The sequence below is a fragment of the Streptomyces sp. BBFR25 genome, from assembly GCF_044590125.1.
Lineage (GTDB): Bacteria > Actinomycetota > Actinomycetes > Streptomycetales > Streptomycetaceae > Streptomyces > Streptomyces canus_D.
The window spans coordinates 5,688,544-5,711,778 of the sequence record NZ_CP172447.1 but is presented as its reverse complement, the minus strand read 5'-3'; the positions used below and the strand labels follow the sequence as shown (position 1 = coordinate 5,711,778).

General features: G+C 74.1%; 25 protein-coding genes. 20 read left to right on the top strand and 5 right to left on the bottom strand.

Annotated elements, in window-relative coordinates:
• Positions 1–409: 409 nt before the first annotated feature.
• A complete protein-coding gene (locus ACGH52_RS26185) occupies positions 410–769 on the top strand; it encodes a hypothetical protein (protein ID WP_399942784.1) in 360 nt (119 codons plus the stop codon).
• A gap of 87 nt (positions 770–856) precedes the next feature.
• Here ACGH52_RS26185 and ACGH52_RS26180 read toward each other — a convergent pair whose 3' ends face one another.
• Entirely contained in the window at positions 857–1,537 is a 681-nt protein-coding gene (locus ACGH52_RS26180) for a nitroreductase family protein (RefSeq protein ID WP_399942781.1), read from the bottom strand.
• Positions 1,538–1,684: 147 nt separating this feature from the next.
• Between ACGH52_RS26180 and ACGH52_RS26175 the strand changes: the two genes are divergently transcribed.
• Positions 1,685–2,176 carry an Lrp/AsnC family transcriptional regulator gene (locus ACGH52_RS26175; RefSeq protein ID WP_121703501.1) on the top strand — a complete coding sequence of 164 codons (492 nt, stop codon included), beginning with the start codon at positions 1,685–1,687 and terminating at the stop codon, positions 2,174–2,176.
• An 8-nt stretch (positions 2,177–2,184) separates the two neighbouring features.
• Here ACGH52_RS26175 and ACGH52_RS26170 read toward each other — a convergent pair whose 3' ends face one another.
• Entirely contained in the window at positions 2,185–3,024 is an 840-nt protein-coding gene (locus ACGH52_RS26170; RefSeq protein WP_399942778.1) for a patatin-like phospholipase family protein, read from the bottom strand.
• 96 nt (positions 3,025–3,120) lie between these two features.
• Positions 3,121–4,884: an FAD-dependent oxidoreductase gene (locus tag ACGH52_RS26165; protein ID WP_399942775.1), complete on the bottom strand. Its 1,764-nt coding sequence runs from the start codon at positions 4,882–4,884 to the stop codon at positions 3,121–3,123.
• A 307-nt stretch (positions 4,885–5,191) separates the two neighbouring features.
• Between ACGH52_RS26165 and ACGH52_RS26160 the strand changes: the two genes are divergently transcribed.
• From ACGH52_RS26160 to ACGH52_RS26110, 11 genes are all read left to right on the top strand, one after another.
• Positions 5,192–6,397, top strand: coding sequence for a SchA/CurD-like domain-containing protein (locus tag ACGH52_RS26160; protein WP_399942772.1), 1,206 nt, complete (start codon positions 5,192–5,194; stop codon positions 6,395–6,397).
• A 152-nt stretch (positions 6,398–6,549) separates the two neighbouring features.
• Entirely contained in the window at positions 6,550–7,038 is a 489-nt protein-coding gene (locus tag ACGH52_RS26155) for a cupin domain-containing protein (RefSeq protein ID WP_399942769.1), read from the top strand.
• Complete coding sequence (locus tag ACGH52_RS26150; RefSeq protein ID WP_076976334.1) at positions 7,035–8,306, top strand: beta-ketoacyl synthase; 1,272 nt, start codon at positions 7,035–7,037, stop codon at positions 8,304–8,306. The genes ACGH52_RS26155 and ACGH52_RS26150 overlap by 4 nt, the downstream gene beginning before the upstream one ends.
• Positions 8,303–9,577 (top strand): ketosynthase chain-length factor, encoded by a 1,275-nt coding sequence (locus ACGH52_RS26145; protein WP_121700878.1) that lies wholly within the window; start codon positions 8,303–8,305, stop codon positions 9,575–9,577. Before ACGH52_RS26150 ends, ACGH52_RS26145 begins: the two co-directional genes overlap by 4 nt.
• An 83-nt stretch (positions 9,578–9,660) precedes the next feature.
• Positions 9,661–9,930 carry an acyl carrier protein gene (locus ACGH52_RS26140; protein WP_399942765.1) on the top strand — a complete coding sequence of 90 codons (270 nt, stop codon included), beginning with the start codon at positions 9,661–9,663 and terminating at the stop codon, positions 9,928–9,930.
• Position 9,931: 1 nt separating this feature from the next.
• A complete protein-coding gene (locus tag ACGH52_RS26135) occupies positions 9,932–10,411 on the top strand; it encodes an SRPBCC family protein (protein ID WP_059301430.1) in 480 nt (159 codons plus the stop codon).
• Between the two features lie 32 nt (positions 10,412–10,443).
• Entirely contained in the window at positions 10,444–10,779 is a 336-nt protein-coding gene (locus ACGH52_RS26130; RefSeq protein ID WP_059301429.1) for a TcmI family type II polyketide cyclase, read from the top strand.
• Positions 10,780–11,025: 246 nt separating this feature from the next.
• Entirely contained in the window at positions 11,026–11,925 is a 900-nt protein-coding gene (locus ACGH52_RS26125) for a DUF3152 domain-containing protein (RefSeq protein WP_399942761.1), read from the top strand.
• Between the two features lie 67 nt (positions 11,926–11,992).
• Complete coding sequence (locus ACGH52_RS26120) at positions 11,993–12,427, top strand: PPOX class F420-dependent oxidoreductase (protein ID WP_121700734.1); 435 nt, start codon at positions 11,993–11,995, stop codon at positions 12,425–12,427.
• Between the two features lie 136 nt (positions 12,428–12,563).
• Positions 12,564–13,310, top strand: coding sequence for a DUF4142 domain-containing protein (locus ACGH52_RS26115; RefSeq protein ID WP_121700735.1), 747 nt, complete (start codon positions 12,564–12,566; stop codon positions 13,308–13,310).
• A 201-nt stretch (positions 13,311–13,511) separates the two neighbouring features.
• Complete coding sequence (locus tag ACGH52_RS26110) at positions 13,512–14,129, top strand: hypothetical protein (RefSeq protein ID WP_121700736.1); 618 nt, start codon at positions 13,512–13,514, stop codon at positions 14,127–14,129.
• 55 nt (positions 14,130–14,184) lie between these two features.
• Here ACGH52_RS26110 and ACGH52_RS26105 read toward each other — a convergent pair whose 3' ends face one another.
• On the bottom strand, positions 14,185–15,282 hold the full coding sequence (locus ACGH52_RS26105; RefSeq protein WP_193777398.1) for a Ku protein: 1,098 nt from the start codon (positions 15,280–15,282) through the stop codon (positions 14,185–14,187).
• A gap of 77 nt (positions 15,283–15,359) precedes the next feature.
• Between ACGH52_RS26105 and ligD the strand changes: the two genes are divergently transcribed.
• Complete coding sequence (ligD, locus tag ACGH52_RS26100) at positions 15,360–16,241, top strand: non-homologous end-joining DNA ligase (RefSeq protein WP_121700738.1); 882 nt, start codon at positions 15,360–15,362, stop codon at positions 16,239–16,241.
• A gap of 8 nt (positions 16,242–16,249) precedes the next feature.
• Here ligD and ACGH52_RS26095 read toward each other — a convergent pair whose 3' ends face one another.
• Positions 16,250–17,053 carry a nuclease-related domain-containing protein gene (locus tag ACGH52_RS26095; RefSeq protein WP_399942755.1) on the bottom strand — a complete coding sequence of 268 codons (804 nt, stop codon included), beginning with the start codon at positions 17,051–17,053 and terminating at the stop codon, positions 16,250–16,252.
• A 109-nt stretch (positions 17,054–17,162) separates the two neighbouring features.
• Between ACGH52_RS26095 and ACGH52_RS26090 the strand changes: the two genes are divergently transcribed.
• The 6 genes from ACGH52_RS26090 (at position 17,163) to ACGH52_RS26065 (ending at position 23,234) form a co-directional block, all read left to right on the top strand.
• On the top strand, positions 17,163–17,669 hold the full coding sequence (locus tag ACGH52_RS26090; protein WP_399942752.1) for a dual specificity protein phosphatase family protein: 507 nt from the start codon (positions 17,163–17,165) through the stop codon (positions 17,667–17,669).
• Between the two features lie 125 nt (positions 17,670–17,794).
• Complete coding sequence (locus ACGH52_RS26085; protein WP_399942749.1) at positions 17,795–18,571, top strand: hypothetical protein; 777 nt, start codon at positions 17,795–17,797, stop codon at positions 18,569–18,571.
• Positions 18,568–19,812 carry an ATP-binding protein gene (locus tag ACGH52_RS26080; protein ID WP_121700568.1) on the top strand — a complete coding sequence of 415 codons (1,245 nt, stop codon included), beginning with the start codon at positions 18,568–18,570 and terminating at the stop codon, positions 19,810–19,812. The genes ACGH52_RS26085 and ACGH52_RS26080 overlap by 4 nt, the downstream gene beginning before the upstream one ends.
• Before the next feature lie 107 nt (positions 19,813–19,919).
• On the top strand, positions 19,920–20,375 hold the full coding sequence (locus ACGH52_RS26075; RefSeq protein WP_210974691.1) for an SH3 domain-containing protein: 456 nt from the start codon (positions 19,920–19,922) through the stop codon (positions 20,373–20,375).
• A 43-nt stretch (positions 20,376–20,418) separates the two neighbouring features.
• Positions 20,419–21,780, top strand: a complete 1,362-nt coding sequence (locus ACGH52_RS26070) for an FtsW/RodA/SpoVE family cell cycle protein (protein WP_399942745.1) — start codon at positions 20,419–20,421, stop codon at positions 21,778–21,780.
• Positions 21,777–23,234: a penicillin-binding transpeptidase domain-containing protein gene (locus ACGH52_RS26065; protein ID WP_399942742.1), complete on the top strand. Its 1,458-nt coding sequence runs from the start codon at positions 21,777–21,779 to the stop codon at positions 23,232–23,234. The genes ACGH52_RS26070 and ACGH52_RS26065 overlap by 4 nt, the downstream gene beginning before the upstream one ends.
• The last annotated feature ends 1 nt before the right edge of the window (position 23,235 follow it).

Here is a 23,235-nt window from a genome sequence, read left to right as displayed (position 1 = left end):
GTCAGCCTCCGCGTAGAGCGCGAACCGGACGGAACCCGTGGGGCAGTAGTCCACCAGCGGAGCCAAAAGCGACGCGGCAGGTGCAACCGACAACCAACGACCGACGATACGCGGCCGAGATACGGCGAAGCCCCAAGTCCAAAGGGCCAGTCAACAGCGGAAACGCTGTGGTCGGGGCCTCTGCTCTGGATGTCGCGCGATCAGGCCCCGGTGGAGGTCGGCGATCTCAGAAACTTCGGGTGTGTGGGTCACCCTCGTCCAGGGCACGAAAGTTCAGGACGTTTGGCATGACCTCGGCGGAGAGTGTCCAGCCGCCGCGGTGGTCGGCGTCGGGTACGGAGAAGAAGGCGGCTCCGGTGCGTAGGGCGGCTCCGCGCATCAGTTCGTGCCAGGGGTCGGCTGTGCCGCAGTGCATCAACACCAGCTGAACGCCTGGTACCGGGTGACCGACCGCCGGGTGGTTCCGCTGAACGAGGAGGCCCGCGCCTCCGTCGGCGCCGGGGGCACCGGCCTGGCGCGCTACCAGCGGCTGGTCCACCAGCGGTACGCCGACAAGCTGCCGGGGTCGCGGTACGACGAGCGCTGGTACGCCGGTGGGTACGGCAGCCGGACCGACCGGACGCGGGTCGCCGCTGACGCCGATGCCGCCGGCTCGGGGTCGCCGGGCAACGGGCCGGTCGCCGCAGGGGCGGGTGCCCTCGCGGTGGCCGGGGTGGCAGGGGCCGTCGGCGGGCTGGTGGTCCGTCGGCGGCGGCTCGCCAGGGAGTGAACGGGTGATGAGGCTGGGGCCCTCGACGCGCGTGCGGCGGTCGGGGGCCCCTCGGCCGGGCGCGGGGCGTCGCGCGGCCGGGGACCGTCAGCGCGGGATCTCGGTGAGCGCCTCCGTCAGGGGCTTCCGGGTCAGGGCCGGGACCTCGCAGTCGGGGGCCGCGTGGCCGACGGGGAAGAGGATGTAGGGGCGTTCGTTGGCGGGGCGTTCGCAGATTCTGGTGAGGAAGGCCATCGGGTTGGGGGTGTGGGTGAGGGTGCTCAGGCCCATCGCGTGCAGGGCGGTGATGAAGAGGCCGCAGGCGATGCCGACGCTCTCGTTCACGTAGTAGTTCTTGCGCAGCGAACCGTCCGGCATCGCGGTGCTCTTCTCGGCGAAGCAGACCACGATCCACGGGACGACGTCGAGGAAGCCCTTGTCGGAATCCGTTTCCAGGCGGGCGAGCGCGGCGCGCCACTCGGGTGGGATGCGTCCGCCCTCGTAGTTGACCCGTTCCTCCTCCTCCGCGGCGACCCGGATGCGGTGCTTGGTCTCGGCGTCGCCGATCACGGCGAACTTCCACGGCTGGAAGTGGGCGCCGGAGGGTGCGGTGTTCGCGGCGGCGACGGCCAGGTCGACGCACTCGCGCGGGACCGGCTCGTCGCTGAAGAACCGGACGCTGCGCCTGCGGTCGACGAACGACACGAAGTCCTTTCCCCGCCGGACCATTTCGGCCTCGTCGTACCGGTCGGGCCGGTAGGGGACGAACGGGTGCGTGTGCTGCCTCACGGATCTCCTCACGGATCTCCTCCTGTGACGGGAGCACATAGGGTCGGACGCGTAGTGCCTATTGGGCAACAGACCCTTTCTCTGGTTGTCTATTTGGCAAGTGAAGTGGCATCGGGGTGCCCTTCGGGTGGCAGATCGGCAGGTACGGTGGCACGACAGGGGCTCGACCGGCTCGACGGCCGGATGCTGCGGCTGCTCCGGGAACGTCCGCGTGAGGGCCTGCTGGAGATCGCCAGGCAACTCGGGGTCGCCCGCGGTACCTTGCAGGCCCGGCTCGACCGGCTGACCGGTTCCGGCGTGGTGACCGGTTACGGGCCGGACATGGACGTCGCCGCCCTCGGGCACGTGGTCCAGGCGTTCACGACGTTCGAGGTGGACCAGTCGGCCCGCGAGGCCATCGCGGCGCGGCTGCGAGCCGTGCCGCAGATTCTGGAGGCGCACGTCGTGACCGGCCCCGGTGACATCTGGTGCCGTATCGCGGGCACGAGCAACCAGCATGTGCAGCAGGTGATCGACCAGGTGCTGGCGGTGCCGGGGGTGCGGCGCAGTACGACGGTCATCGCGCTGAGTGCGGTCGTCCCCTACCGCGTCCAGCCCCTGGTCGACGAGGTGTCCGGTCTGTCGGAGCCCCGGGGCTGACCCCGCGCTCAGGCCCGCCAGATCTCCCCGATGCGTTCCGCGTGAGCCGTGCCCTGGCGCCTGCCCTCGCGGGCCGCCCCGGGGATGCGGGAGGCGTCCAGGGCGTTGCGGCCGAAGGCGCGGCGGGCCTCCCGGTCGGGGGTCAGCAGGGCGACCCGGGCGCCGCGCGCGGAGAGGGTCTCGGCATGGCTCCGTGCGCTCGGGCTCGCTCCCGCCCCCTTGGGGATCGGGGCCAGCACGACGACGCGCGCGCAGTCGTCGACGAGGTCGGCGTTGGTCGTGGAGCGGACGCCGCCGTCCATCCAGCGGCCCGAGCCGATGGTGATCGGCGGGAAGAGCGGCGGCAGTGCGCAGGTGGCCGACATGGCGTGCAGGAGGTCGGTCCCGCTGTCGGCGTCGAAGGCGGTCGGTTCACCGGTGAGCGCGTCGACGGCGAACATCCGGACGGTTCGGTCGGGCCAGTCGCGGACGGGGAGTTGGGGGCCTATGGCGTCGAAGACCGCGGTCTCCGGCACGTCCCGCACGGAGAGCGCGAGCCGGCCGAGGCGCTTGACCACCGTCGCCGGGTCGCGCGAGCCCAGCGCGGCCCACAGGTACCTGACCGTCATGCCGAGAGTGAAGTCCACGTCCAGCATGACGCGTTCGCCGTTGAGCTGCTCCTTGTAGAGGTCGGCCGGGGCCGATCCCCTGGCCAGGTCGAGCGCCAGCAGCGACCCCGCCGACGTGCCCGCCAGGACGTCGGCGTCCATGAGGTCCACCCCGGCGTCGGCCAGTCCTGCCAGGACGCCGATCTGCCATCCGTACGCGGTCAGGCCGCCCCCGCCCAGCACCAGTGCCGTGTCCGCCACGTCCGCCCCTTCCCATACTGGGGACCACTCCCCGTTTACCGCCGGACGCGACGCTAGCAGGTAAACGGGGAGTGGTCCACGCTTGGGGGGGGTGCCTCAGGAGCGGGCCAGTACCGACCCCACCACCTGGCGCAGCATCGCCGCCGGGTCGGGAGCGGGCCCCGGGGAGCGCCAGGCCACGAAGCCGTCGGGGCGGACCAGGACCGCGCCGCCGCGGGTCACTCCGTGGGCGCGCGCCCAGTCGGTCTCCTCGTCGTCCGGGGTCAGGTCGGCCCCGGGCGTCCCGCCCACGCGGTACGACTTCAGCGGGACCCGCATCCCGGCGGCCACCTCGGCGGCCGCCTCGTGCCAGCCGGTGGGCTGGGCCGCGTCGCTGAGCAGGACGAGGGAGTCCTCGTAGAGGTCCAGGGTGGACAGGCGCTCCTCGCCCCGGCGGAGCCAGAGGTGGGGAGCCCGGCTGCCGGGCGCGCCGGACAGGTCGAGGCCCTCCGGGACCACCGGCGTCGCCGGGTCGGCGCCGACGACCGCGCCCCGGGGGTAGCGGTAGCCGAGGGCGACGTTGAGGATGCCGCGCTGCGGACCGCCACCGGGACCCCCACCGGGACCGCCGCCGGGCGCACCTCCCGGCCCGCCGGGACCACCTGGCGCACCGCCGGGGCCGCCCGGCCCCCCGCCCCCCACGACCGGCGGCGGCGCGAACCCCGGGTGGCTGTGCTCGACCGAGCGGTGGGCGGCACGGGCGCTGGTGGCCTCCGCGACCGGGCGCCGTTCCATGTCGTAGGTGTCCAGGAGGCCCTCGCCCGCCCAGCCCTCCAGGACCGCGGCCAGCTTCCAGGCGAGGTTGTGGGCGTCCTGGATGCCGGTGTTGGAGCCGAAGGCGCCGGTGGGGGACATCTCGTGGGCCGAGTCGCCGGCCAGCAGGACGCGGCCGGAGCGGTAGCTGCGGGCGACGCGCTGGGCGGCGTGCCAGGGGGCCCTGCCGGTGATCTCGACGTCCAGGTCCGGGTCGCCGATCGCGCGGCGGATGTGGGCGGCGCAGCGCTCGTCGGTGAAGTCCTCGACCGTTTCGCCCTGTTCGGGGTGCCACGGGGCGTGGAAGACCCAGTTCTCGCGGTTGTCGACCGGCAGGAGGGCGCCGTCGGCGTTCTCGTCCGTCAGGTAGCAGACGATGAAGCGGCGGTCGCCCACGACGTCGGCGAGGCGGCGGGAGCGGAAGGTGATGCTGATGTTGTGGAAGAGGTCGCCGGGGCCGCTCTGACCGATGCCGAGCTGCTCGCGGACGGGGCTGCGGGGGCCGTCGGCGGCGACCAGGTAGTCCGCGCGGATGGTGGTGTGCTCGCCGGTCTCCCGGCTCTTGACGATGGCGGTGACACCGTCGGTGTCGGCCTCGAAGGAGAGCAGTTCGGTGCCGAAGCGCAGGTCGCCGCCGAGGTTGACGGCGTGGGTGAGGAGTTCGGGTTCGAGGTCGTTCTGGCTGCACAGGCACCACGAGCTGGGGCTGAAGCGGGCCAGTCCGCCGCCCGGGTCGATCTGCTTGAAGAGCCACTCGCCCGCGTCCCCGGCCAGGGTCGGGGCCTGCAGGATGCCGTGGTTGTCGGCCAGGGTGGCGGCGGCCCGGCGGATGTCCGGCTCGGCGCCCGCCACCCGGAAGATCTCCATCGTGCGCACGTTGTTGCCGCGCCCGCGGGGATGGATGGAGGTGCCCGCGTGCCGCTCCACCAGGGTGTGCCGGACGCCCAGCCGCCCCAGGAACACCGAGGTCGACAGGCCCACCAGGGACCCGCCGACGACCAGGACCGGGACGCGGTGGGTCCGGTCGCCCCCTGGGGCGCCGCCGGACCGGTCGGCTCTTTCGTTCATGGTTCGTCCTCCGTTGTGCGACAGGTGTGCGACAGGTGCGACTGACGTGCGTCTGCCGTGCGGCAGACGTGCGGCAGACGTGTGAGTGGGTCCGACAGGGGTGCGCCGGGGCCTTCATGCATGCCCCGTGCGGCCCGTCGGGGCCCGCGGCGGCGCAGGCTTCACCCGCTTAACCCTCCTGGTTCGCGGACCTCGCGGGCACGGCCCACGATCGTGCTTACGCGACCGTCGCACCCCGCCCGCCCGGCGGGCGCCGCCGACGATCGCCCCAGTCCACGACGAAGTTCCCGGAGAAGAGGTGGGCCGGATGACGGTCTCTCCCGTCGTAGCGACGGATGCCCCGAGCACGGACGCGACGGATGCCACCACGGCGTCGGGCACGGCGTCGCCGTCGCCCGCCGTGGCGACGGAAGTGGGTGGCGTGTCGATATCCGCGTTCGACGGCAACCGCGTGCGGGTGGTCCTGATGCTGGACGTCCACGACGGAATGCAGCAGGAGTTCCTGGACGCCTACGAGCGCATCCGCGACCGGGTCGCCGCCGTTGAGGGCCACGTCAGCGACCAGCTCTGCCAGTCCCTGGAGAACCCGACCCAGTGGCTGCTGACCAGCGAGTGGGAGAGCGCCGCGCCCTTCCTGGCCTGGGTCAACAGCGACGAGCACCTGGACACCGTGGAGCCGCTGCAGACCTGCGTCCGCGACACCCACTCGCTGCGCTACAGCGTCCTGCGGGAGACCGAGGGCGCCCGTCCCGCGCCCGGTGAGCCGCGCTCGGCCCCCCGGATCGGGGGCAACGTCGTACGCCACGCCCTGACCTTCACCGTACGGCCCGGCACCGAGGCCGAGACCGCCCGGCTGCTGTCCGAGTACGTGTCGCCCGACGCCCACGTGGACGGCACCACGCGGCTGCTGCGCACCTCGCTGTTCATGTCCGGCAACCGGATCGTGCGGGCCGTGGAGGTGCGCGGCGACCTGCAGACCGCGCTGCGCCACGTCGCCCGGCAGCCCGGGGTGCGGGCCGTGGAGGAGGCGTTGAACCCGTATCTGGAGCAGGACCGGGATCTCGCCGACCCGCGGTCGGCCCGGCGGTTCTTCACCCGGGCCGCCATGCCGGCGGTCCACCACGCGGCCTCCCCCGGCCGGGCCGGTGCGCGCGTCGAGCGGCTCGCGCTGCTCTACCCGGTGCGTCCGGGCGCCGGTGCGGAACTGGCCCGGCTGCTGGCCCGCCAGGACGCGTCCACCGCGCAGGCCCCGGACAGCCCGGTGCTCGCGGCCACCGTCTTCCACCGCGACGACCTCGTCGTACGGCTCGTCGACGTGGACGGCGACCCCGAGGCCGCGCCCGCGGACGTCCTCGGCCTGCGCGGGCCGGAGGCCGCCGAGGCCGCCGGGCGGTTGCTGGACACCGCCGCGCTCGGCGTCGACGGGGTGTCGGCCGAGGCCGCCGCGCAGGCCCGGCTGCTGGCCCCGCTGCGGATGACGCCCCTCACCGACCGGCGTTCGGCCGGCTCCTGAACCACGCTCCCCGCGACCGCGCGGCGGCCGGGTCCGACGGCGTGCCCGCCCGCGGGTCCGCGCGAACCCGCCGCAGCTTCCGCGGTCTTTCCCGCCTCTCCCCGCTTCTCCCCGCTTCTCCCCCTTCCTCCCGTCACCCCGGAGTGAACGACATGACAGACCAGCAGGTACGCATCGTCTCCCTCGGCGACATCGCCCCGAACCGCCGCCGCGGCGGAGACCTCCGCGCCCTTCTCACGCCCACCACCGCCGGGTCGACCAGCGGCTTCATGGGCGTGGCCATCGTGCAGCCCGGCGACCGCATCGCCGAGCACTACCACCCGTACTCCGAGGAGTTCGTGTACGTCACGGAGGGCGCCCTCGAAGTGGACCTGGACGGGGTGCCGCACTCGCTCGCCACCGGCCAGGGGCTGCTGATCCCGCAGGACATGCGCCACCGCTTCCGCAACGCGGGCGACGTCGAGGCGCGGTTGGTGTTCCACCTGGGGCCGCTGGCCCCGCGCCCGGAGCTGGGCCACGTCGACACGGAGGACGCGGAGGGCAACGCGCTCCCGTGCGACGGGGCGCACGCGGGCCACGCGAGCCACCCGGACCGCGCCGGTCACGAGCGGCCCGCCACGGCGGCCGAGGTGGTGTCATGACCCGGCGCCGGGTCGCCGTCACGGGCATAGGCGTCGTCGCCCCGGGCGGGATCGGCGTGCCCCAGTTCTGGGGGCTGCTGTCCGAGGGCCGTACGGCGACGCGCCGGATCTCCCTGTTCGACCCGGCCGGGCTGCGTTCGCAGATCGCCGCCGAGTGCGACTTCGAGCCGTCCGACCACGGGCTCGGCCTCGCCACCGCCCAGCGCTGCGACCGGTACGTGCAGTTCGCGCTGGTGGCCGCCTCGGAGGCGGTGCGGGACGCGAACCTCGACATGGACCGCGAGGACCCCTGGCGGGCCGGTGCCACCCTCGGCACGGCGGTCGGCGGCACCACCCGGCTGGAGCACGACTACGTCCTGGTCAGCGAGCGCGGCTCGCGCTGGGACGTCGACGACCGGCGGGCCGAGCCGCACCTGGAGCGTGCCTTCACCCCCGCCACCCTCTCCTCCGCGGTCGCCGACGAGTTCGGGGTGCGCGGGCCGGTGCAGACGGTCTCCACCGGGTGCACCTCCGGCCTCGACGCCGTCGGGTACGCCTATCACGCGGTCGCCGAGGGGCGGGTCGACGTGTGCCTGGCGGGTGCGGCGGACTCGCCGATATCGCCGATCACCATGGCCTGCTTCGACGCCATCAAGGCGACCTCGCCGAACAACGACGACCCCGCGCACGCCTCCCGCCCCTTCGACGCCGACCGCAACGGCTTCGTCATGGGCGAGGGCGCGGCGGTGCTGGTCCTGGAGGACCTGGAGCACGCCCGGGCCCGGGGCGCGCACGTGTACTGCGAGGTCTCCGGCTACGCCACCTTCGGCAACGCGTACCACATGACCGGGCTCACCAAGGAGGGCCTGGAGATGGCGCGGGCCATCGACACGGCGCTGGACATGGCCCGCCTCGACGGCTCCGCGATCGACTACGTCAACGCGCACGGCTCCGGCACCCAGCAGAACGACCGGCACGAGACCGCGGCCGTCAAGCGCTCGCTGGGCGAGCACGCCTACGCGACGCCGATGAGCTCGATCAAGTCCATGGTGGGCCACTCGCTCGGCGCGATCGGCTCGATCGAACTGGCCGCGTGCGTGCTGGCGCTGGCCCACCAGGTGGTGCCGCCCACGGCCAACTACACCACCCCCGACCCCGAGTGCGACCTGGACTACGTGCCGCGCGAGGCACGCGAGCGGACGCTGCGGCACGTGCTGTCGGTGGGCAGCGGCTTCGGCGGTTTCCAGTCCGCGGTCGTACTGAGCGGCAGTGAAGGAGGGCTGCGATGAGCGGACCACAACGGACCGGCAGCGGCGGTGGAAGCCGGCGCGCGGTCGTCACCGGACTCGGCGTGGTGTCGCCGCACGGCACCGGTGTCGAGGCGCACTGGAAGGCGGTCGCCGACGGCGCCAGCAGCCTCGGGCCCGTCACCCGGGAGGGCTGCGCGGACCTGCCGCTGCGAGTCGCGGGCGAGGTGCACGGCTTCGACGCGACCGAGACGGTCGAGGACCGCTTCCTCGTCCAGACCGACCGGTTCACGCACTTCGCGCTGGCCGCCACCCAGCACGCGCTGGCCGACGCCCGGTTCGGCCGGGCCGATGTCGCCTCGCCGTACTCGGTCGGCGTGGTCACCGCGGCCGGTTCGGGCGGCGGCGAGTTCGGGCAGCGGGAGCTGCAGAACCTGTGGGGCCAGGGCTCGCGCCACGTCGGCCCCTACCAGTCGATCGCCTGGTTCTACGCGGCCAGCACCGGCCAGGTCTCCATACGCAACGACTTCAAGGGCCCCTGCGGGGTCGTGGCCGCCGACGAGGCGGGCGGCCTGGACGCCCTGGCGCACGCGGCGCTGGCCGTGCGCAACGGCACCGACACGGTGGTCTGCGGCGCGACGGAGGCACCGCTGGCCCCGTACTCGATCGTCTGCCAGCTGGGCTACCCCGAGCTGAGCCGGGCCGTCGAACCCGACCGCGCCTACCGCCCGTTCACCGACGCGGCCTGCGGGTTCGCACCGGCCGAGGGCGGTGCCGTACTCGTCGTCGAGGAGGAGGGGGCGGCCCGGGAGCGCGGGGCGGACGTGCGGGCGACGGTGGCCGGGCACGCGGCGACCTTCACCGGGCCCGGCCGCTGGGCCGAGTCCCGGGAGGGGCTGGCCCGCGCGATCGAGGGCGCCCTGGCCGAGGCGGGCTGCCGGCCCGAGGAGGTCGACGTGGTCTTCGCGGACGCCCTCGGGGTCCCGGAGGCCGACCGGGCCGAGGCGCTGGCCCTGACCGACGCGCTGGGCCCGCACGCCGGGCGGGTGCCGGTCACCGCGCCCAAGACCGGCACCGGGCGGGCGTACTGCGCGGCGCCGGTGCTGGACGTGGCGACGGCGGTGCTCGCGATGGAGCACGGGCTGATCCCGCCGACGCCGCACGTCTTCGACGTGTGCCACGACCTGGACCTGGTGACCGGGCGGGCCCGCCCCGCCGAGCAGCGCACCGCCCTGGTCCTGGCGCGCGGGCTCATGGGATCCAACTCGGCGCTCGTCCTGCGCCGGGGCGCCGTCCCGGCCGAGGGCCGCTGACCGAGGGCCGCCGACCGACGGCCCCACGACCGACGTCCACGGAGGAATCCGTGACCGACCAACCCGAGTCAAGGAGGACACCCATGACCGACCAGCTGGACTACCAGGTGACCGTCGAGGAGCTGTCGGCGCTGATGAAGAGCACCGCCGGCGTGCACGTCGACCCGATCATCCTCCAGCAGCAGGCCGACGACGGTTTCGACACCTTCGGCCTGGACTCCCTCGGCCTGCTGGGCATCGTGGCCGAGCTGGAGAAGCGGTACGGACTCGGCCTGCCCGAGCAGGCCGAGCGCTGCAAGACGCCCGCGGATTTCCTCGCGCTGGTCAACGGCGCCCTGAAGACGGGAGTGTGACATGGCAGGGCACACCGACAACGAGATCACCATCGCCGCCCCGATGGAGCTGGTCTGGAACATGACCAACGACATCGAGAACTGGCCCCGGCTGTTCAGCGAGTACGCCTCCGTCGAGGTGCTCGACCGCGACGAGGACCGCGTCACGTTCCGGCTCACCATGCACCCGGACGCCGACGGCAAGGTGTGGAGCTGGGTCTCCGAGCGGGTCGCGGACCCCGTCACCCGCACGGTCCGCGCCCAGCGGGTGGAGACCGGCCCCTTCCAGTACATGAACATCGTCTGGGAGTACGCGGAGACCGCCGAGGGCGTCGTCATGCGCTGGACGCAGGACTTCGCGATGAAGCCGGACGCGCCCGTGGACGACGCGTGGATGACGGACAACATCAACCGCAACTCCCGTACGCAGATGGCGCTGATCCGGGACCGGATCGAGCAGGCGGCGGGCGAGCGGCGGACCGCGTCGGTGCTCGCCGACTGACACCGACGGACATCGGCGAAGGGCAGCACCCCATGCACCACACACTGATCGTCGCCCGGATGGCACCCGGCGCGGCACCGGACATCGCGAAGGTGTTCGCGGAGTCCGACAGCGGTGAACTGCCGCACCTGGTGGGCGTCAACCGGCGCAGCCTCTTCGAGTTCGGTGACGGCGTGTACCTGCACCTCATCGAGAGCGACGAGGACCCGGCCCCGACCATCGGCAGACTGACCGGGCACCCGGAGTTCCGCCAGGTCAGCGAGCGGCTCGAACCGTACGTCTCGGCGTACGACCCGGCGACCTGGCGCGGTCCGAAGGACGCGATGGCGCGCTGCTTCTACCGCTGGGAGCGGTCCCCCGCCGGCTGACGGCGCTCCGTCCCCGCATGCGTCGGGGCCGCCCGGTCTCCACCGGGCGGCCCCGACGCGGGCGTTCTGGGCGAAGACGTTCCGGGGCGTCGAACGGTTGCCCGCACGGGTCGGATGTCCGCGTGAGAAGGCACACCTCGGAAACCGTGCCGCTTTCGCACGTCCGTCCGCTTGGATCTTGGGGGTACAACAGCACATCGGAGTCCGCTGTGCGCGCCCCGACGACCAGCAGAGAGGACGCACCCCGTGGGCCGAACCACCGCCCGCCGGACCGGCCGGAGAACCGGCCCGGACGGTGCCGGGGGCAGATCCCGCTCCCTGGGACGCAGACGCCGCGGACCCGCCCGCGCGGCCCTGGCCTGCCTCGCCCTCGGGGGCGTCCTGGTCACCGCGGGTGCCGCCGTCGCGTACTGGCGGGAGACCCGGCCGCCGGTGACGGACGACCAGGTGGCCGACGTCAAGGACGCCCTGGACGCCTCCACCCGTACGCCGCCCCCCTCCGGCTCCCCCTCGGCGGCACCGTCCCCGAAGACCTCCCGGTCGCCCTCGGCCCCGCCCTCCCCCGGCACCATCGCCATTCCGGCGACCGGACCCGGCACCTTCGTCACCGCCCGGGCCGACGGCTCGACCGTGGGCACCGGCAGCCGCGTACGCCGCTACAAGGTCCTGGTGGAGGAGGGCATCGACGTCCGGCCGAGCGCCGCCGCCGCCGAGATATCCGAGGTGCTCGCCGACCGCCGCGGCTGGACCCGGGACGGGCGCAACTCCTTCCGGCTGGTCGGCAGCGGTTCCTACGACTTCGTGGTGAAGATCGCCACGCCGGGCACCGTCGACGAGATCTGCGGCGCCGCGGGCCTGCTCACCCGGGGCGAGGTCAACTGCAGCGTCGGCACGGACGTCGTGGTGAACCTCAAGCGCTGGGTGCTGGGCTCCCCTCAGTTCGACGGCCCGATCCACGAGTACCGGGCGCTGATCGTCAATCACGAGGTCGGGCACCGCATCGGTCACGGCCACGAGACCTGCCCCGGGGCCGGCCGGCCCGCTCCGGCGATGATGCAGCAGATCAAGGGCCTCAAGGGGTGTGTGGCCAACGCCTGGCCCTACGACGAGGACGGCGCCTACCTGGGCGGCCCCTCGGTGCCCTGAGCACGCCCGGCGCGTTCGGCGGACGGTTTACGGGACAGGACACGGGGCGGGGGGTGAGGATCTGACCATGACCACCACATCTGGCTTCGACCCCCGTGCCCTGCTGGCGGAGAGCCGGCTCGGCGTCCTGGCGACGATCAAGTCGGACGGCCGCCCGCAGCTCTCGCCCGTCATGCCCGCCTACGACCCCGACGCGGGCGTCATCCGCGTGTCCACCCGCGAGGGCCTCGCCAAGACGGCGAACCTGCGCCGGGACCCGCGGGCCGCGCTGGAGGTGACCGCCCAGGACGGCAGGTCCTGGGCCACCGCCGAGGGCGTGGTCACCCTCACCGGGCCGGGCACCGACCCGCACGGACCGGAGGTCGAGGCGCTGGTGGAGTACTACCGCGCCGCGGCCGGGGAGCACCCGGACTGGGACGAGTACCGGTCGACGATGGTGTCCGACCGCCGGGTGCTGCTCACCCTCACGGTCGAGCGCGTGTACGGCGCCGACATCGGCTGAGGCGGGGCGCGCGCTCCGCAAGTTCCGTGCCTCGGCGGTGAAGGATCCGGCCGCCGTTCCCGTATCTCCTGGCGTAGCCGTACGAGCACGCGCGCGAGCGCGCGCGTTCGTCCCCCGCGTCGCCCCTGGAGGCACCATGCGCCTGTCCCGCAGCAGGATCGGAGTCGTCGTCCTGTTCGGTGCGATGACCCTGACCCTCACCGCGCTGGCCTTCCCGGCCGTGCTCGGTCTGGACAAGGCCGACGGCGACCAGAACCGGGTGGTGGCCAGTACGAAGTTCGGTCCGCTCACCGAGGCCGACCGCGACTTCGTGGTCAAGGTCCGCGCCGCCGGGCTGTGGGAGTACCCGCTGGGCGAGATGGTGATGGAGCGCGGTACGACGAAGGCGATGAAGACGGCGGGCGAGCACCTGGTCGTCGGGCACGCCGGTCTCGACGCGATGTGCCGGGAGATCTCCCCCGAGTTGGGCATCACGCTGCCCAACCGGGCCTCCCCGCAGCAGGAGGGCTTCGTGGCCACCGTGGACGCGAAGAGGGGCGGGGAGTTCGACGCGTCGGCGGTCAACATCATGCGGGTGACCCACGGTCAGATCTTCCCGGCCATCGCCAAGATCCGGGCCTCCACCAAGAACACCCTCGTGCGGCAGCTGGCTGACCTGGCCAACGACACCGTCCTGGACCACATCACGGTGCTGGAGAGGACCGGGCTGGTCGAGTACGACCAGGTCACCTTCCAGCAGACCGGCCCGGCGAAGCTGCCGAGGGACAAGGTCACCCCGCCCCCGCCGCAGCCGGGCGAGCGGGTGCTGGTGCTCAAGCCGCGCCCCGACCTGAACGTGAACACCGCCTCCCCGACGCCCACTCCGTCCCCGGCGGCCCCCTGAGCACCGGGGCGCGGGCCCTATTACGACCGCGTCACGACCGGGGGCGCGGGGAACGGGCCGCCGGTCGCGCACGTTCTTACGGGGTGGCGGCCGACGGAGTCCGCCGGGCCATGACCATCCGGTGCCGGACCCGGTGGTGGGCGGGCCGACCCCTCCTCCCGCCCGCGTCCGTCCGGGGCCGACGACGAGAAGAGCGGGACCATGACCGCTTCCGGACCGGGCAGCGGCGACACACCGGGTGAGCCGGACGGTGCGCCGGACGTGCCCGAGTACGTCTGGCGGCTGTTCCTGGAGGACGACGAGCGCGCCATCCGCGCCTCCGCCCCCAGGGAACCCTCCGCGCGCGACCGGGTCCCCGGATGGCGACCGGAGGAGCCGCCCGCCGGTCACACCGATCACCCCGGTCACGAGCACCCCGGTCACACCGACCGCCCCGATCACCCCGATCACCCCGACCGCACTCGTGGCACGGTCGGCGAGGCGTGGCGCCGGGAGGAGACCTGGACCGGACCGGCCTGGCGCGAGCTGGACGGCCGGGCCCGGCTGCGGCGCACGGGGCGCGTGCTCGGCACGGCCGCCGCGGTCGCCCTCGCCCTGACCGCGTGGTCGCAGCTGTCCACCGGTCCGGCCACCCCGGGCAGCGGACCGGCGGAGACCATCGGGCAGCGCCTGGAGGAGAGCCCCGCCCTGCCCACACCGGCCTCACTCGCCCCGGCCTCCCTCTCGCCGACGGAGTCCGCCGCGGCGAGCCCCGCCGTCTTCGAGCCCGCGCCGTCCGCGATACCCCGGGCGTCCGCGTCCGCCTGGACGATCGACTGAACGCCCGGCCCCGGAGCGCACCCACCGGCCGAAGTGACCGCCCGCGCCCCGCCCGTCAGGCGCTGCGCCTGCGGGACGCCGTCTTCTTGGCGGTGCTCTTGCCCGTGCCCCTGGCCGCGGCCTTGTCGCCGCCGCTCCCGCCGGTGCTCTTCGCCGCGGTCTTCTTGGCGGTGCTCTTGGCCGCCGTCTTCTTCGCGGACCCCGCGGACCTCGCCGTCGACTTCTTCGGCTCCGCCTTCTTCGCCGCCGCCGTCTTCTTCGCCGCCGTCGACGTCGACTTCTTGCCGCCGGTCTCCTTGGGGGCCCGCCGGGAAGTGGTCTTGCGCTGCGGCAGGGATCTGACCTCCGCCTCCTCGGCCGACCCGGCCTCCTCGCCGTCCCGGGACTCCCGCGCCGCCCGCACGCTGCTCTCCAGCGCGGCCATCAGGTCCAGCACCTTCCCCGGCGCCGCCTCCGCGGGGGCCTCCGGGGGCCGCTCGCCGGCCGCCTTGGCGGCGATGACCTCCTCGACGGCCTCCTGGTACTCGTCGTGCAGGTCGTCCAGGTCGATCTCGCCGAGGGTGTCCATGAGGGCGTCCGCGAGGTCCAGTTCCTGGTCGCGCACGGTGACCCCGCCCTCCGGGGCGACGCCCTCGGGGGCGCGCACCTCGTCCGGCCACAGCAGGCCGTGCATCGCGATGGCGTCGCCGACGACCCGGAGCATGCCGAGGCGCTCCCGGCCGCGCAGCGCGAACTTGGCGATCGCGACCCGGTTGCTGCGCTTGAGCGCCTCGCGCAGCAGGGTGTACGGCTTGGCGGCCGGGGCGCCGCTCGCCGCGAGGTAGTAGGCCGAGCCCATCTGGAGCGGATCGATGCGGTCCTCGGGGACGAAGGCCACGATCTCGATCGTGCGGGCGGTCGGGATCGGCAGCTGGGACAGGTCCTCGTCGGTGATCGGGATCATCGAGCCGTCGGCGTCCTCGTAGGCCTTGCCGATCTCGGCCTGGGTGACCTCGCGGTCCTCCAGTTCGCACACCTTGCGGTAGCGGATCCGGCCGCCGTCCTCCGTGTGGATCTGGCGGAAGGAGACCGAGTGGCTCTCGGTCGCGTTCACCAGCTTGATCGGGATGCTGACCAGGCCGAAGGAGATGGCGCCGTTCCAGATGGATCGCACGTGCAGCACCTTTCCTGTCGGGCGACTACCGAATGAGTTCCGGGCGGTTTGTCCGGGTTTCGTGAGACTCTCATGGTATGGCGCCTATCACGGAAGTGGAGGGGCGGCGGGTGGCCCTCAGCAACCTGGACAAGGTGCTGTATCCCGCGGCCGGCTTCACCAAGGGCGAGCTGCTGCACTACTACGCGACGACCGCTCAGGTGCTGCTGCCGCACCTGCGGGACCGCGCGGTCTCCTTCCTGCGGTATCCGGACGGCCCGGACGGCCAGGTGTTCTTCGCCAAGAACGTGCCGCCGGGTACGCCCGACTGGGTCACCACCGCCGAGGTGCCCCGCTCGGAGGGTCCGGCCCGGATGGTGCTGGTGCAGGACCTGGCGAGCCTGATGTGGGCGGCGAACCTGGTGACCGAGTTCCACACCCACCAGTGGACGGCGGACGACCCCGGCGAGGCCGACCGGCTGGTGTTCGACCTGGACCCGGGGCCGCCCGCGACGGTGGTGCAGTGCTGCGAGGTCGCGCTGTGGCTGCGGGAGCGGCTGGCGGCGGACGGGATCGAGGCGTACGCCAAGACCTCCGGGGCCAAGGGGCTGCATCTGCTGGCGGGGGTGCGGGGGTCGTCCTCGGAGCGGGTGTCGGAGTACGCGAAGGCGCTCGCGGTGGAGGCGGAGCGGGCGCTGCCGGAGCTGGTGGTGCACCGGATGACGCGCAGCCTGCGGCCGGGGAAGGTGTTCGTGGACTGGAGCCAGAACGCCGCGCGCAAGACCACGGCCGCCCCGTACACCGTGCGCGCCCGCGAGGTGCCCGCGGTCTCCACGCCGGTGACCTGGGACGAGGTCGCCGGATGCGGACGGGCGGAGCAGTTCGTCTTCCTGCCGCCGGACGTCGGCCCCCGCCTGCAGGACTACGGCGACCTGCTGGCGCCGCTGTTCGAGCGGCGCCGGGCGGCGACGCTGCCCTGAGCCGGCCCTCAGAGTCGCTTCCAGGTGGCCCGGTCCCGGGCCATGGCGTGCAGGGCCTCCACGTCCGCCGGTTTCAGCGCCCCTCCCGCGCGGCCCAGGTCCGGCAGCTCCCGGTCGGTGAGGACGCGCACCGAGCGGGGTGCGGCGGTGTGGGAGACGTGCGCCGGCCCGACGAGGACGAGGACGGGGCGGACCTGTGCCGTCAGGGCGTGGGAGGCCCGGTCGGCGTCCGCGCGGACCCGGCGCAGCACGGGGCGGGGAGCGCGGCGGCCCAGCGTCACCAGCGGGTCGGCGATCCGCACCCGCTGGCCGCGGGCGGGCAGCACGTGGAGGGCGAAGAGCCCGCCGGGCCCGATCAGCAGGTGGTGGACGCGGTCGCCGCCGGGCAGCGGGAGGGAGTGCAGGGTGTGCCAGCCCGCGCCGTCGAGACGGTCGAGGGCCGCCCCGGTCGCCTGCTCCGCGGCCAGCTCCCGGCGGCGCGGGTCGCGGCGCAGCCGGTGTGCCGGTGCGGGCTCGCGCTCCAGGGCGACCAGGAGGGCCTCGCCGGGCCGGTTGGGGGCGAGGTCGTCGTCCGGGTGGAGGGTGAGCCGGGCCAGCTCGGCGGGGGTCGGCACCGGGGGCGGGCCGACCGTGACCGGGCCGGTGACGAAGGGACGGAGGGCCTGGAGGACCTCGTCCCTGCGGTCGTCGCTCAGCAGGTTGACGCGGGCCGTCTCACGGTCGTACCAGGCGACGTTCGCGCCGTCCGGAAGGCAGACGTAGAGCCGTTCCCGGCCGTGGTGCCGGGTCGGCACGACGCGCAGTCCGTCCATGCCATCACCACCCCCCGTCCATGGGACCAGGCGGGGTGCTGCCGGGGCAAGAACCCGGCTACCTTGGGGAGGAGTTGGGCAAGCCCTGGGCGGGACTGGGGAGGCGCCGGTGCGGACCCGAGGGAAAGGCCCCGACGTGCCGGCCCCGGACCGGCCGTGGGACGAGATCGTGCCGGGGCTGTGGATGGGCGGGCACGAGTTCCGGCGGTCGGCCGGGCGGCTGGAGTCCGCCGTGGTGCGGGACGAGTTCGACCTCGTGCAGACGCTGCTGCGGCTGCCCGGACACGGGCCGGACGAGGGTGTCGAGCACCATGTCTGGCCGATCCCGGACGGCCCCCTGGACGGCACGCAGCTCGCCGGGGTGATCCGGCTGGCCCGGGCCGCGGGCGAGGCGCTCGACGAAGGCCGCAGGGTCCTCGTCCGCTGCTATCACGGGTACAACCGCTCCGGTCTCGTCGTGGCGCACACGCTGATGCGCCGGGGCTGCGGCGCCGAGGAGGCGATCCGGCTGATCCGGGCCCGGCGCTCGCCGTGGGCGCTGCACAACGACCTGTTCGTGGCCTATCTCCGGGCCGGTCTGGCCACCGTGCGGCTGCTGGAGGAACTGGCCGAGTAGCCCGGCGGGCCCGTGCGCACGCAAAATGGCCTTCCGTACGAAGACGCGTGGGTGCCGCCGGGTCCGCGGTGCCGCCAGCGGCCGTGCGGGACCGCCGACGCCGATCACCGAACCCCTGGAGTGCAGTGCTCCCGAGCCGCCGCGGGCATCCCGCCCGCGTCCCCGCCGCCCTCGCGCTGCTCCTGGCGACCGCGGCGACCGGCGCGCTGGCGGCCTGCGGGGACACCGGCGGGCTCGAGGACGCCGGGTCGACGCCCGCCGCGCGCCAGCCGGCCCGGCTCTGGCCCGGCCTGACGCCGGCGTCCAGTCCGGCGTACGACATCGGCGAGGTGGAGCACGCGCCGGTGCGGGGCGTCGCCGTGCCCGGCGGCGACATCCGCAGGGCGGACCCGGTGGCCGCGGTGCGGGCCGAGATCGCCGCGCACCCGGACGACTACGCGGGCGCGAAGGCGCCGTACCACGAGACGTCAGTGCGGATGGCGGACTGCGGCCCGGACGGCGCCGGTGACGGCGGCTGCCCGGTGCTGCGGCCGTACTACCGCGACCTGACCGGTGACGGGCGGCCCGAGATGACGCTGGGTTTCCGGCTGCTGCCGGACCGGCTGACGGCGGTGCGCGTGTACACCGTCGAGAAGGACCGGCTGGTGCGGATCATGTCCTACGAGGACGCCGTGAGCGCGGTCGAGCTGGCCGGGCGGACGGTGATCGTCCGCTCCCCCTCGGAGGTCGCCGGGTACGAGTACCGCCTGCAGTGGACCTGGGACGCGGACCAGCGGGCCATGCTGCTGACCAGCGACGAGATGCTGCGCACCGACGACGGCGGACAGCACACGAAGCGTCCGTCCGCCGCGCCGTCCACCTCACCGGCACCCTCCGCGTCCTCCTCGGCGAGCGCCCGGTGAGGCTCGCGCTCCCCCGGTGGACCGGACCGCTCGCGGTGAAGGCGGCCGTCTTCATCACCGTGATGTGCTGCGCCCTCGCCGCGCTGCTCGGCGTCCTGGTGCACGTCTCGGTGACCAACCGGACGGTGGGCGAGGCGCGTGACGTCGCCCTGTCCCGGCTGCGGGAGGCGACGGAGTCGTACGAGGCGGGGGACCCGCTGCGCCGCGGGGCCGCGGTCGATCCGCCGGGGCTGCCGCGGGGGCTGCGGGAGCTGGCCGTGTCGGGCCGGCGCGGCACGGTGGTCGACGAGTACGCGGGGCGCCCCACGATGTGGGCGGCGGGTCCCGCCGACGGCGGCCGGGTGCTGGCGGTGCGGGTCGACCACTCCCAGGGTCGGGCCACCATCGACAGCCTGGACGGCACGCTCGTGTGGGCGTCGGCGCTGGCGATCGGGGCGACGCTGCTGGTCGGCGCGTTCGCGGTGACGCGGGTGACGCGGCGGCTGCACGCCACGGCGCGGGTGGCGCGGCGGATCAGCGCCGGTGACCTGGACGCGCGGGTCGGCGATCCGCGGGCGCAGGATGCGACGCGCCCGCAGGACGAGGTGGCGTCGGTGGCCGCCGCGCTGGACTCCATGGCGTCGTCGCTTCAGGGCAAGCTGCTCGCCGAACAGCGCTTCACCGCGGACGTGGCGCACGAGCTGCGCACCCCGCTCACCGGCCTGCACGCGGCGGCCGAGCTGCTGCCGCCGGGCCGCCCCACCGAGCTGGTGCGCGACCGGGTGGCGGCGCTGCGCACCCTCACCGAGGACCTGCTGGAGATCTCCCGGCTGGAGAGCGGGCGGGAGCTGCCCGCGACGGAGCCGGAGGAGCTGGGCGCGCTGGCCCGGCGGGTGGTGCGGGGCTCGGGCACCGGCACGCGCGTGGACGTCGTACGGGACGCGTGGGTGGAGACCGACCGGCGGCGCCTGGAGCGGGTGCTGGGCAACCTGGTCGCGAACGCGCACCGGCACGGGCGGGCGCCGGTGGTGCTGACCGTGGACGGCGCGGTGATCACCGTACGGGACCACGGGGACGGCTATCCGGCGTACCTCCTGGCGCACGGGCCGCAGCGGTTCCGCACCGAGGGCGGGACGAAGGGGCACGGCCTGGGGCTGACGATCGCGCTGGGGCAGGCCGAGGTGCTCGGGGCGCGGCTGGAGTTCACCAACCCGCCGGACGGCGGGGCGCTGGCGCGGCTGACTCTGCCTCAGCAGCCCTGACCACGGCACCTGCCCCGATGGCTCAGCGCGGCGGGCGGCGGACCCGGGGCGCTCCTAATGTGGCGGTTAGTCACCTGAAGACCCGTTCGCTCCCGGGAGGTACTCCCATGTCGCCACTGTCCGCACCGGCCTCGCACTCGTCCCTGGTCCGCGGCCTCGCCACCGCCCTCGCGGCCGGCGCACTCGCCACCGCCGTCGCCGTCACGCCCGCCGCCGCGAGCGACGGGCGGGGCGGCGACGCCGGCTCCGCCTCCGCCGTCACCGGTGAGGGGAACCGCGGCGGGATGGGCGGTGACGAGTGGGGCGGGAGCGACGGCCGCCAGGAGCAGGGCCGCTACCGGGGCGTCGTGACGGCCGACCGGCTCGCCCTGCGCACCTCGCCGACCCGCGGGTCGGACGTCATCCGGTACGCCCGCCGGGGCGAGGTCGTCTCCATCTACTGCAAGACGCCCGGCGACCGGGTGAAGGGCAATCCCCTCTGGTACCTCCTCACGGACGGCACCTGGGCCTGGGGCGCGGCCCGTTACATCGACAACATCGGCCCCGCGCCGCGCTGGTGCTGAGCCGCACGCCGCACACACCCCATCATTTGGGTAAGTTCCGGACATGACCAAGGCCGGAACCGGAACCGGGATCACCGTGGCACAGGCGGACACCCCCGCTCCCGTCGCCCGGCTCCCCCGGCGCCGGGGCATCGAACTCGCGCTCATCGTGATGGCCGTCCTGCTGTCGGTCTTCGGCTACTGCAACGTCGGCCTCGCCCAGCGGGGCGCCCTGCCGCCCGGCGCCGTCGGCTACGGCGCCGGGCTCGGTGTGCTCGCGGTCCTCGCGCATCTGGCGGTGCGGCTGCGCGCCCCGTACGCCGACCCGCTGCTGCTGCCCATCGGGGTGCTGCTCAACGGGCTCGGGCTGGTGCTGATCTACCGGCTCGACCTGGAGACGCCGGGCGACCGGGCGGCCCCGGCCCAGCTGGTGTGGTCGACGCTGGGTGTCGCGCTGTTCATCGTGGTCGTCCTGCTGCTGCGCGACCACCGGGTCCTGCAGCGCTACGCCTATGTGTGCGTCGCCGCGGCGCTCGCCCTGCTCACCGTGCCGATCTTCTTCCCGGCGGTGAACGGCGCCCGCATCTGGATCCGGATCGAGGACTTCTCCATCCAGCCCGGCGAGTTCGCGAAGGTGCTGCTCGCGGTGTTCTTCGCCGCCTACCTGGCCGCCAACCGCAGCGCGCTGGCGTACGCGGGCCGCCGGGTGTGGCGGCTGCAACTGCCCACCGGCCGGGTCCTGGGCCCGATCCTCGCGGTGTGGCTGGTCAGCGTCGGCGTCCTGGTCCTGGAGCGGGACCTCGGCACCTCGCTCCTCTTCTTCGGCCTGTTCGTGGTCCTGCTCTACGTCGCCACCGGCCGCACCGGCTGGATCGCCGTCGGGCTGCTGCTGGCCTCGCTGGGCGCGGTCGCCGTGGGCTGGCTGGAGCCGCACGTGCACAACAGGGTGGAGGACTGGCTGCACCCCTTCGCGTCCATCGAGGCGGGCGACGGCCCGGGCCAGCTGGCCCAGTCCCTGTTCGCCTTCGCGGCGGGCGGGGTGACCGGCACCGGTCTCGGTCTCGGCCACTCGGTGCTGATCGGCTTCGCCGTCAAGTCGGACTTCATCCTGGCGACGGCCGGTGAGGAGCTGGGCTTCCTCGGCCTGAGTGCCGTCTTCCTGCTGTACGGGCTGCTGGTGGAGCGGGGCTACCGGGCGGGCCTGGCCGCCCGCGACCCCTTCGGGCGGCTGCTCGCGGTCGGCCTCTCCTCGATCGTGGCGCTCCAGGTGTTCGTCATCGCGGGCGGGGTGACCGGGCTGATCCCGCTGACCGGCATGGCGATGCCGTTCCTGGCGCAGGGCGGGTCCTCGGTCGTCACCAACTGGGCGATCGTGGCGCTGCTGATCCGGGTCAGCCACGCGGCCCGGCGCGGGACGCCCTCGTGACCCGGTACATCCGGCACGCGGCCGTCTTCTGCGCCCTGCTGCTGGTCGCCCTGGTGGTCAACGCGGCCCGGGTGCAGATCGTCCAGAAGCCGGAGTACGACGACAACCCGGCCAACCGCCGCCCCGACATCGCCCGCTACCAGCAGCCGCGCGGCGACATCCTGGTCGGCGACGAGGCGGTCACCGGCTCCCGGGACACCGGCGAGCACCTGCGCTTCGAACGGACCTACGCGAACGGGCCGATGTACGCGCCGATCACGGGTTTCGCCTCGCAGGCGTACGGGACGACGCTCCTGGAGCACGCCGAGGACGGCCTGCTGTCCGGCGCCGATCCGATGCTCGCGCCGCTGCCACTGTGGAACGACGTCACGGGCGCCCACAACCCGGGCGGCGACGTGGTGACGACGATCGACGGGGCCGCGCAGCGGGCGGCGTTCGAGGGGCTCGACGGACGCAAGGGCGCGGTGGCCGCGATCGAGCCGGCCACCGGCCGCATCCTGGCCCTGGTCTCCACCCCCTCCTACGACCCGCAGTCGCTGTCCGGCAACAGCGCGGCCGCCACCCGCATCTGGCACCGGCTGAACGCCGACCCGGACAAGCCGATGCTCAACCGGGCGGTGAGCCGGACCTATCCGCCGGGTTCGACGTTCAAGGTGGTCACCGCGGCGGCGGCGCTGGACGCGGGCGTGGTCCGCGACCTGGACGCGCCGACCCGCTCCCCCGACCCGTACACCCTGCCCGGGACCCGGACGAAGCTGACGAACGAGGCCGAGGGGTGCCGCGACGCCTCGCTGCGGGAGGCGTTCGAGTGGTCCTGCAACACGGTGTTCGCCAAGCTCGGCGTGGACGTGGGCGTGCGCGGCATGACGGCGATGGCGGAGGCCTTCGGCTTCAACGACGACGGGCTGCGGGTCCCGTTCCCCGTCGCACGAAGCACCTTCGACACCTCGGTGGACCGGGCGCAGCTCGGCCTGTCGTCGATCGGCCAGTACAACACGCGCGCGACGCCGCTCCAGATGGCGATGGTGGCGGCGGCGGTGGCGGGCGGCGGCCAGGTGCGCTCGCCCTACCTGGTGGAACGGACGCTGCGGGCGGGCGGCAGCCTGGTGGCGGCGGCCGGGTCGCGCCCCTCGCGGGAGGTGATGCGCCCCTCGACGGCGGCGCTGCTCAAGGAGCTGATGACCGGGGTGGTGGACCAGGGCACCGGCGCGAAGGCGGCGGTCCCGGGCGCCACGGTCGGCGGCAAGACCGGCACGGCCCAGCACGGCGTCGGCAACTCGGGCACGCCGTACGCCTGGTTCATCTCGTGGGCGCGGGGCGACGGGGACGTGGAGCCGAAGGTCGCGGTCGCGGTGGTGGTCGAGGGCACGACGGCGGACCGGGAGGGCATCAGCGGGGGCGGGCTGGCGGCGCCGATCGCGCGGGGGGTGATGGAGGCGGTTCTTGGGGGGTGAG

Coding starts and splice junctions, on each gene's coding strand:
- ACGH52_RS26165 (WP_399942775.1), bottom strand. CDS start 4,884: ATGAACGAAAGAGCCGACCGGTCCGGCGGCGCCCCAGGGGGCGACCGG.
- ACGH52_RS26160 (WP_399942772.1), top strand. CDS start 5,192: ATGACGGTCTCTCCCGTCGTAGCGACGGATGCCCCGAGCACGGACGCG.
- ACGH52_RS26155 (WP_399942769.1), top strand. CDS start 6,550: ATGACAGACCAGCAGGTACGCATCGTCTCCCTCGGCGACATCGCCCCG.
- ACGH52_RS26150 (WP_076976334.1), top strand. CDS start 7,035: ATGACCCGGCGCCGGGTCGCCGTCACGGGCATAGGCGTCGTCGCCCCG.
- ACGH52_RS26145 (WP_121700878.1), top strand. CDS start 8,303: ATGAGCGGACCACAACGGACCGGCAGCGGCGGTGGAAGCCGGCGCGCG.
- ACGH52_RS26140 (WP_399942765.1), top strand. CDS start 9,661: ATGACCGACCAGCTGGACTACCAGGTGACCGTCGAGGAGCTGTCGGCG.
- ACGH52_RS26135 (WP_059301430.1), top strand. CDS start 9,932: ATGGCAGGGCACACCGACAACGAGATCACCATCGCCGCCCCGATGGAG.
- ACGH52_RS26130 (WP_059301429.1), top strand. CDS start 10,444: ATGCACCACACACTGATCGTCGCCCGGATGGCACCCGGCGCGGCACCG.
- ACGH52_RS26120 (WP_121700734.1), top strand. CDS start 11,993: ATGACCACCACATCTGGCTTCGACCCCCGTGCCCTGCTGGCGGAGAGC.
- ACGH52_RS26115 (WP_121700735.1), top strand. CDS start 12,564: ATGCGCCTGTCCCGCAGCAGGATCGGAGTCGTCGTCCTGTTCGGTGCG.
- ACGH52_RS26110 (WP_121700736.1), top strand. CDS start 13,512: ATGACCGCTTCCGGACCGGGCAGCGGCGACACACCGGGTGAGCCGGAC.
- ligD (WP_121700738.1), top strand. CDS start 15,360: ATGGCGCCTATCACGGAAGTGGAGGGGCGGCGGGTGGCCCTCAGCAAC.
- ACGH52_RS26095 (WP_399942755.1), bottom strand. CDS start 17,053: ATGGACGGACTGCGCGTCGTGCCGACCCGGCACCACGGCCGGGAACGG.
- ACGH52_RS26075 (WP_210974691.1), top strand. CDS start 19,920: ATGTCGCCACTGTCCGCACCGGCCTCGCACTCGTCCCTGGTCCGCGGC.
- ACGH52_RS26070 (WP_399942745.1), top strand. CDS start 20,419: ATGACCAAGGCCGGAACCGGAACCGGGATCACCGTGGCACAGGCGGAC.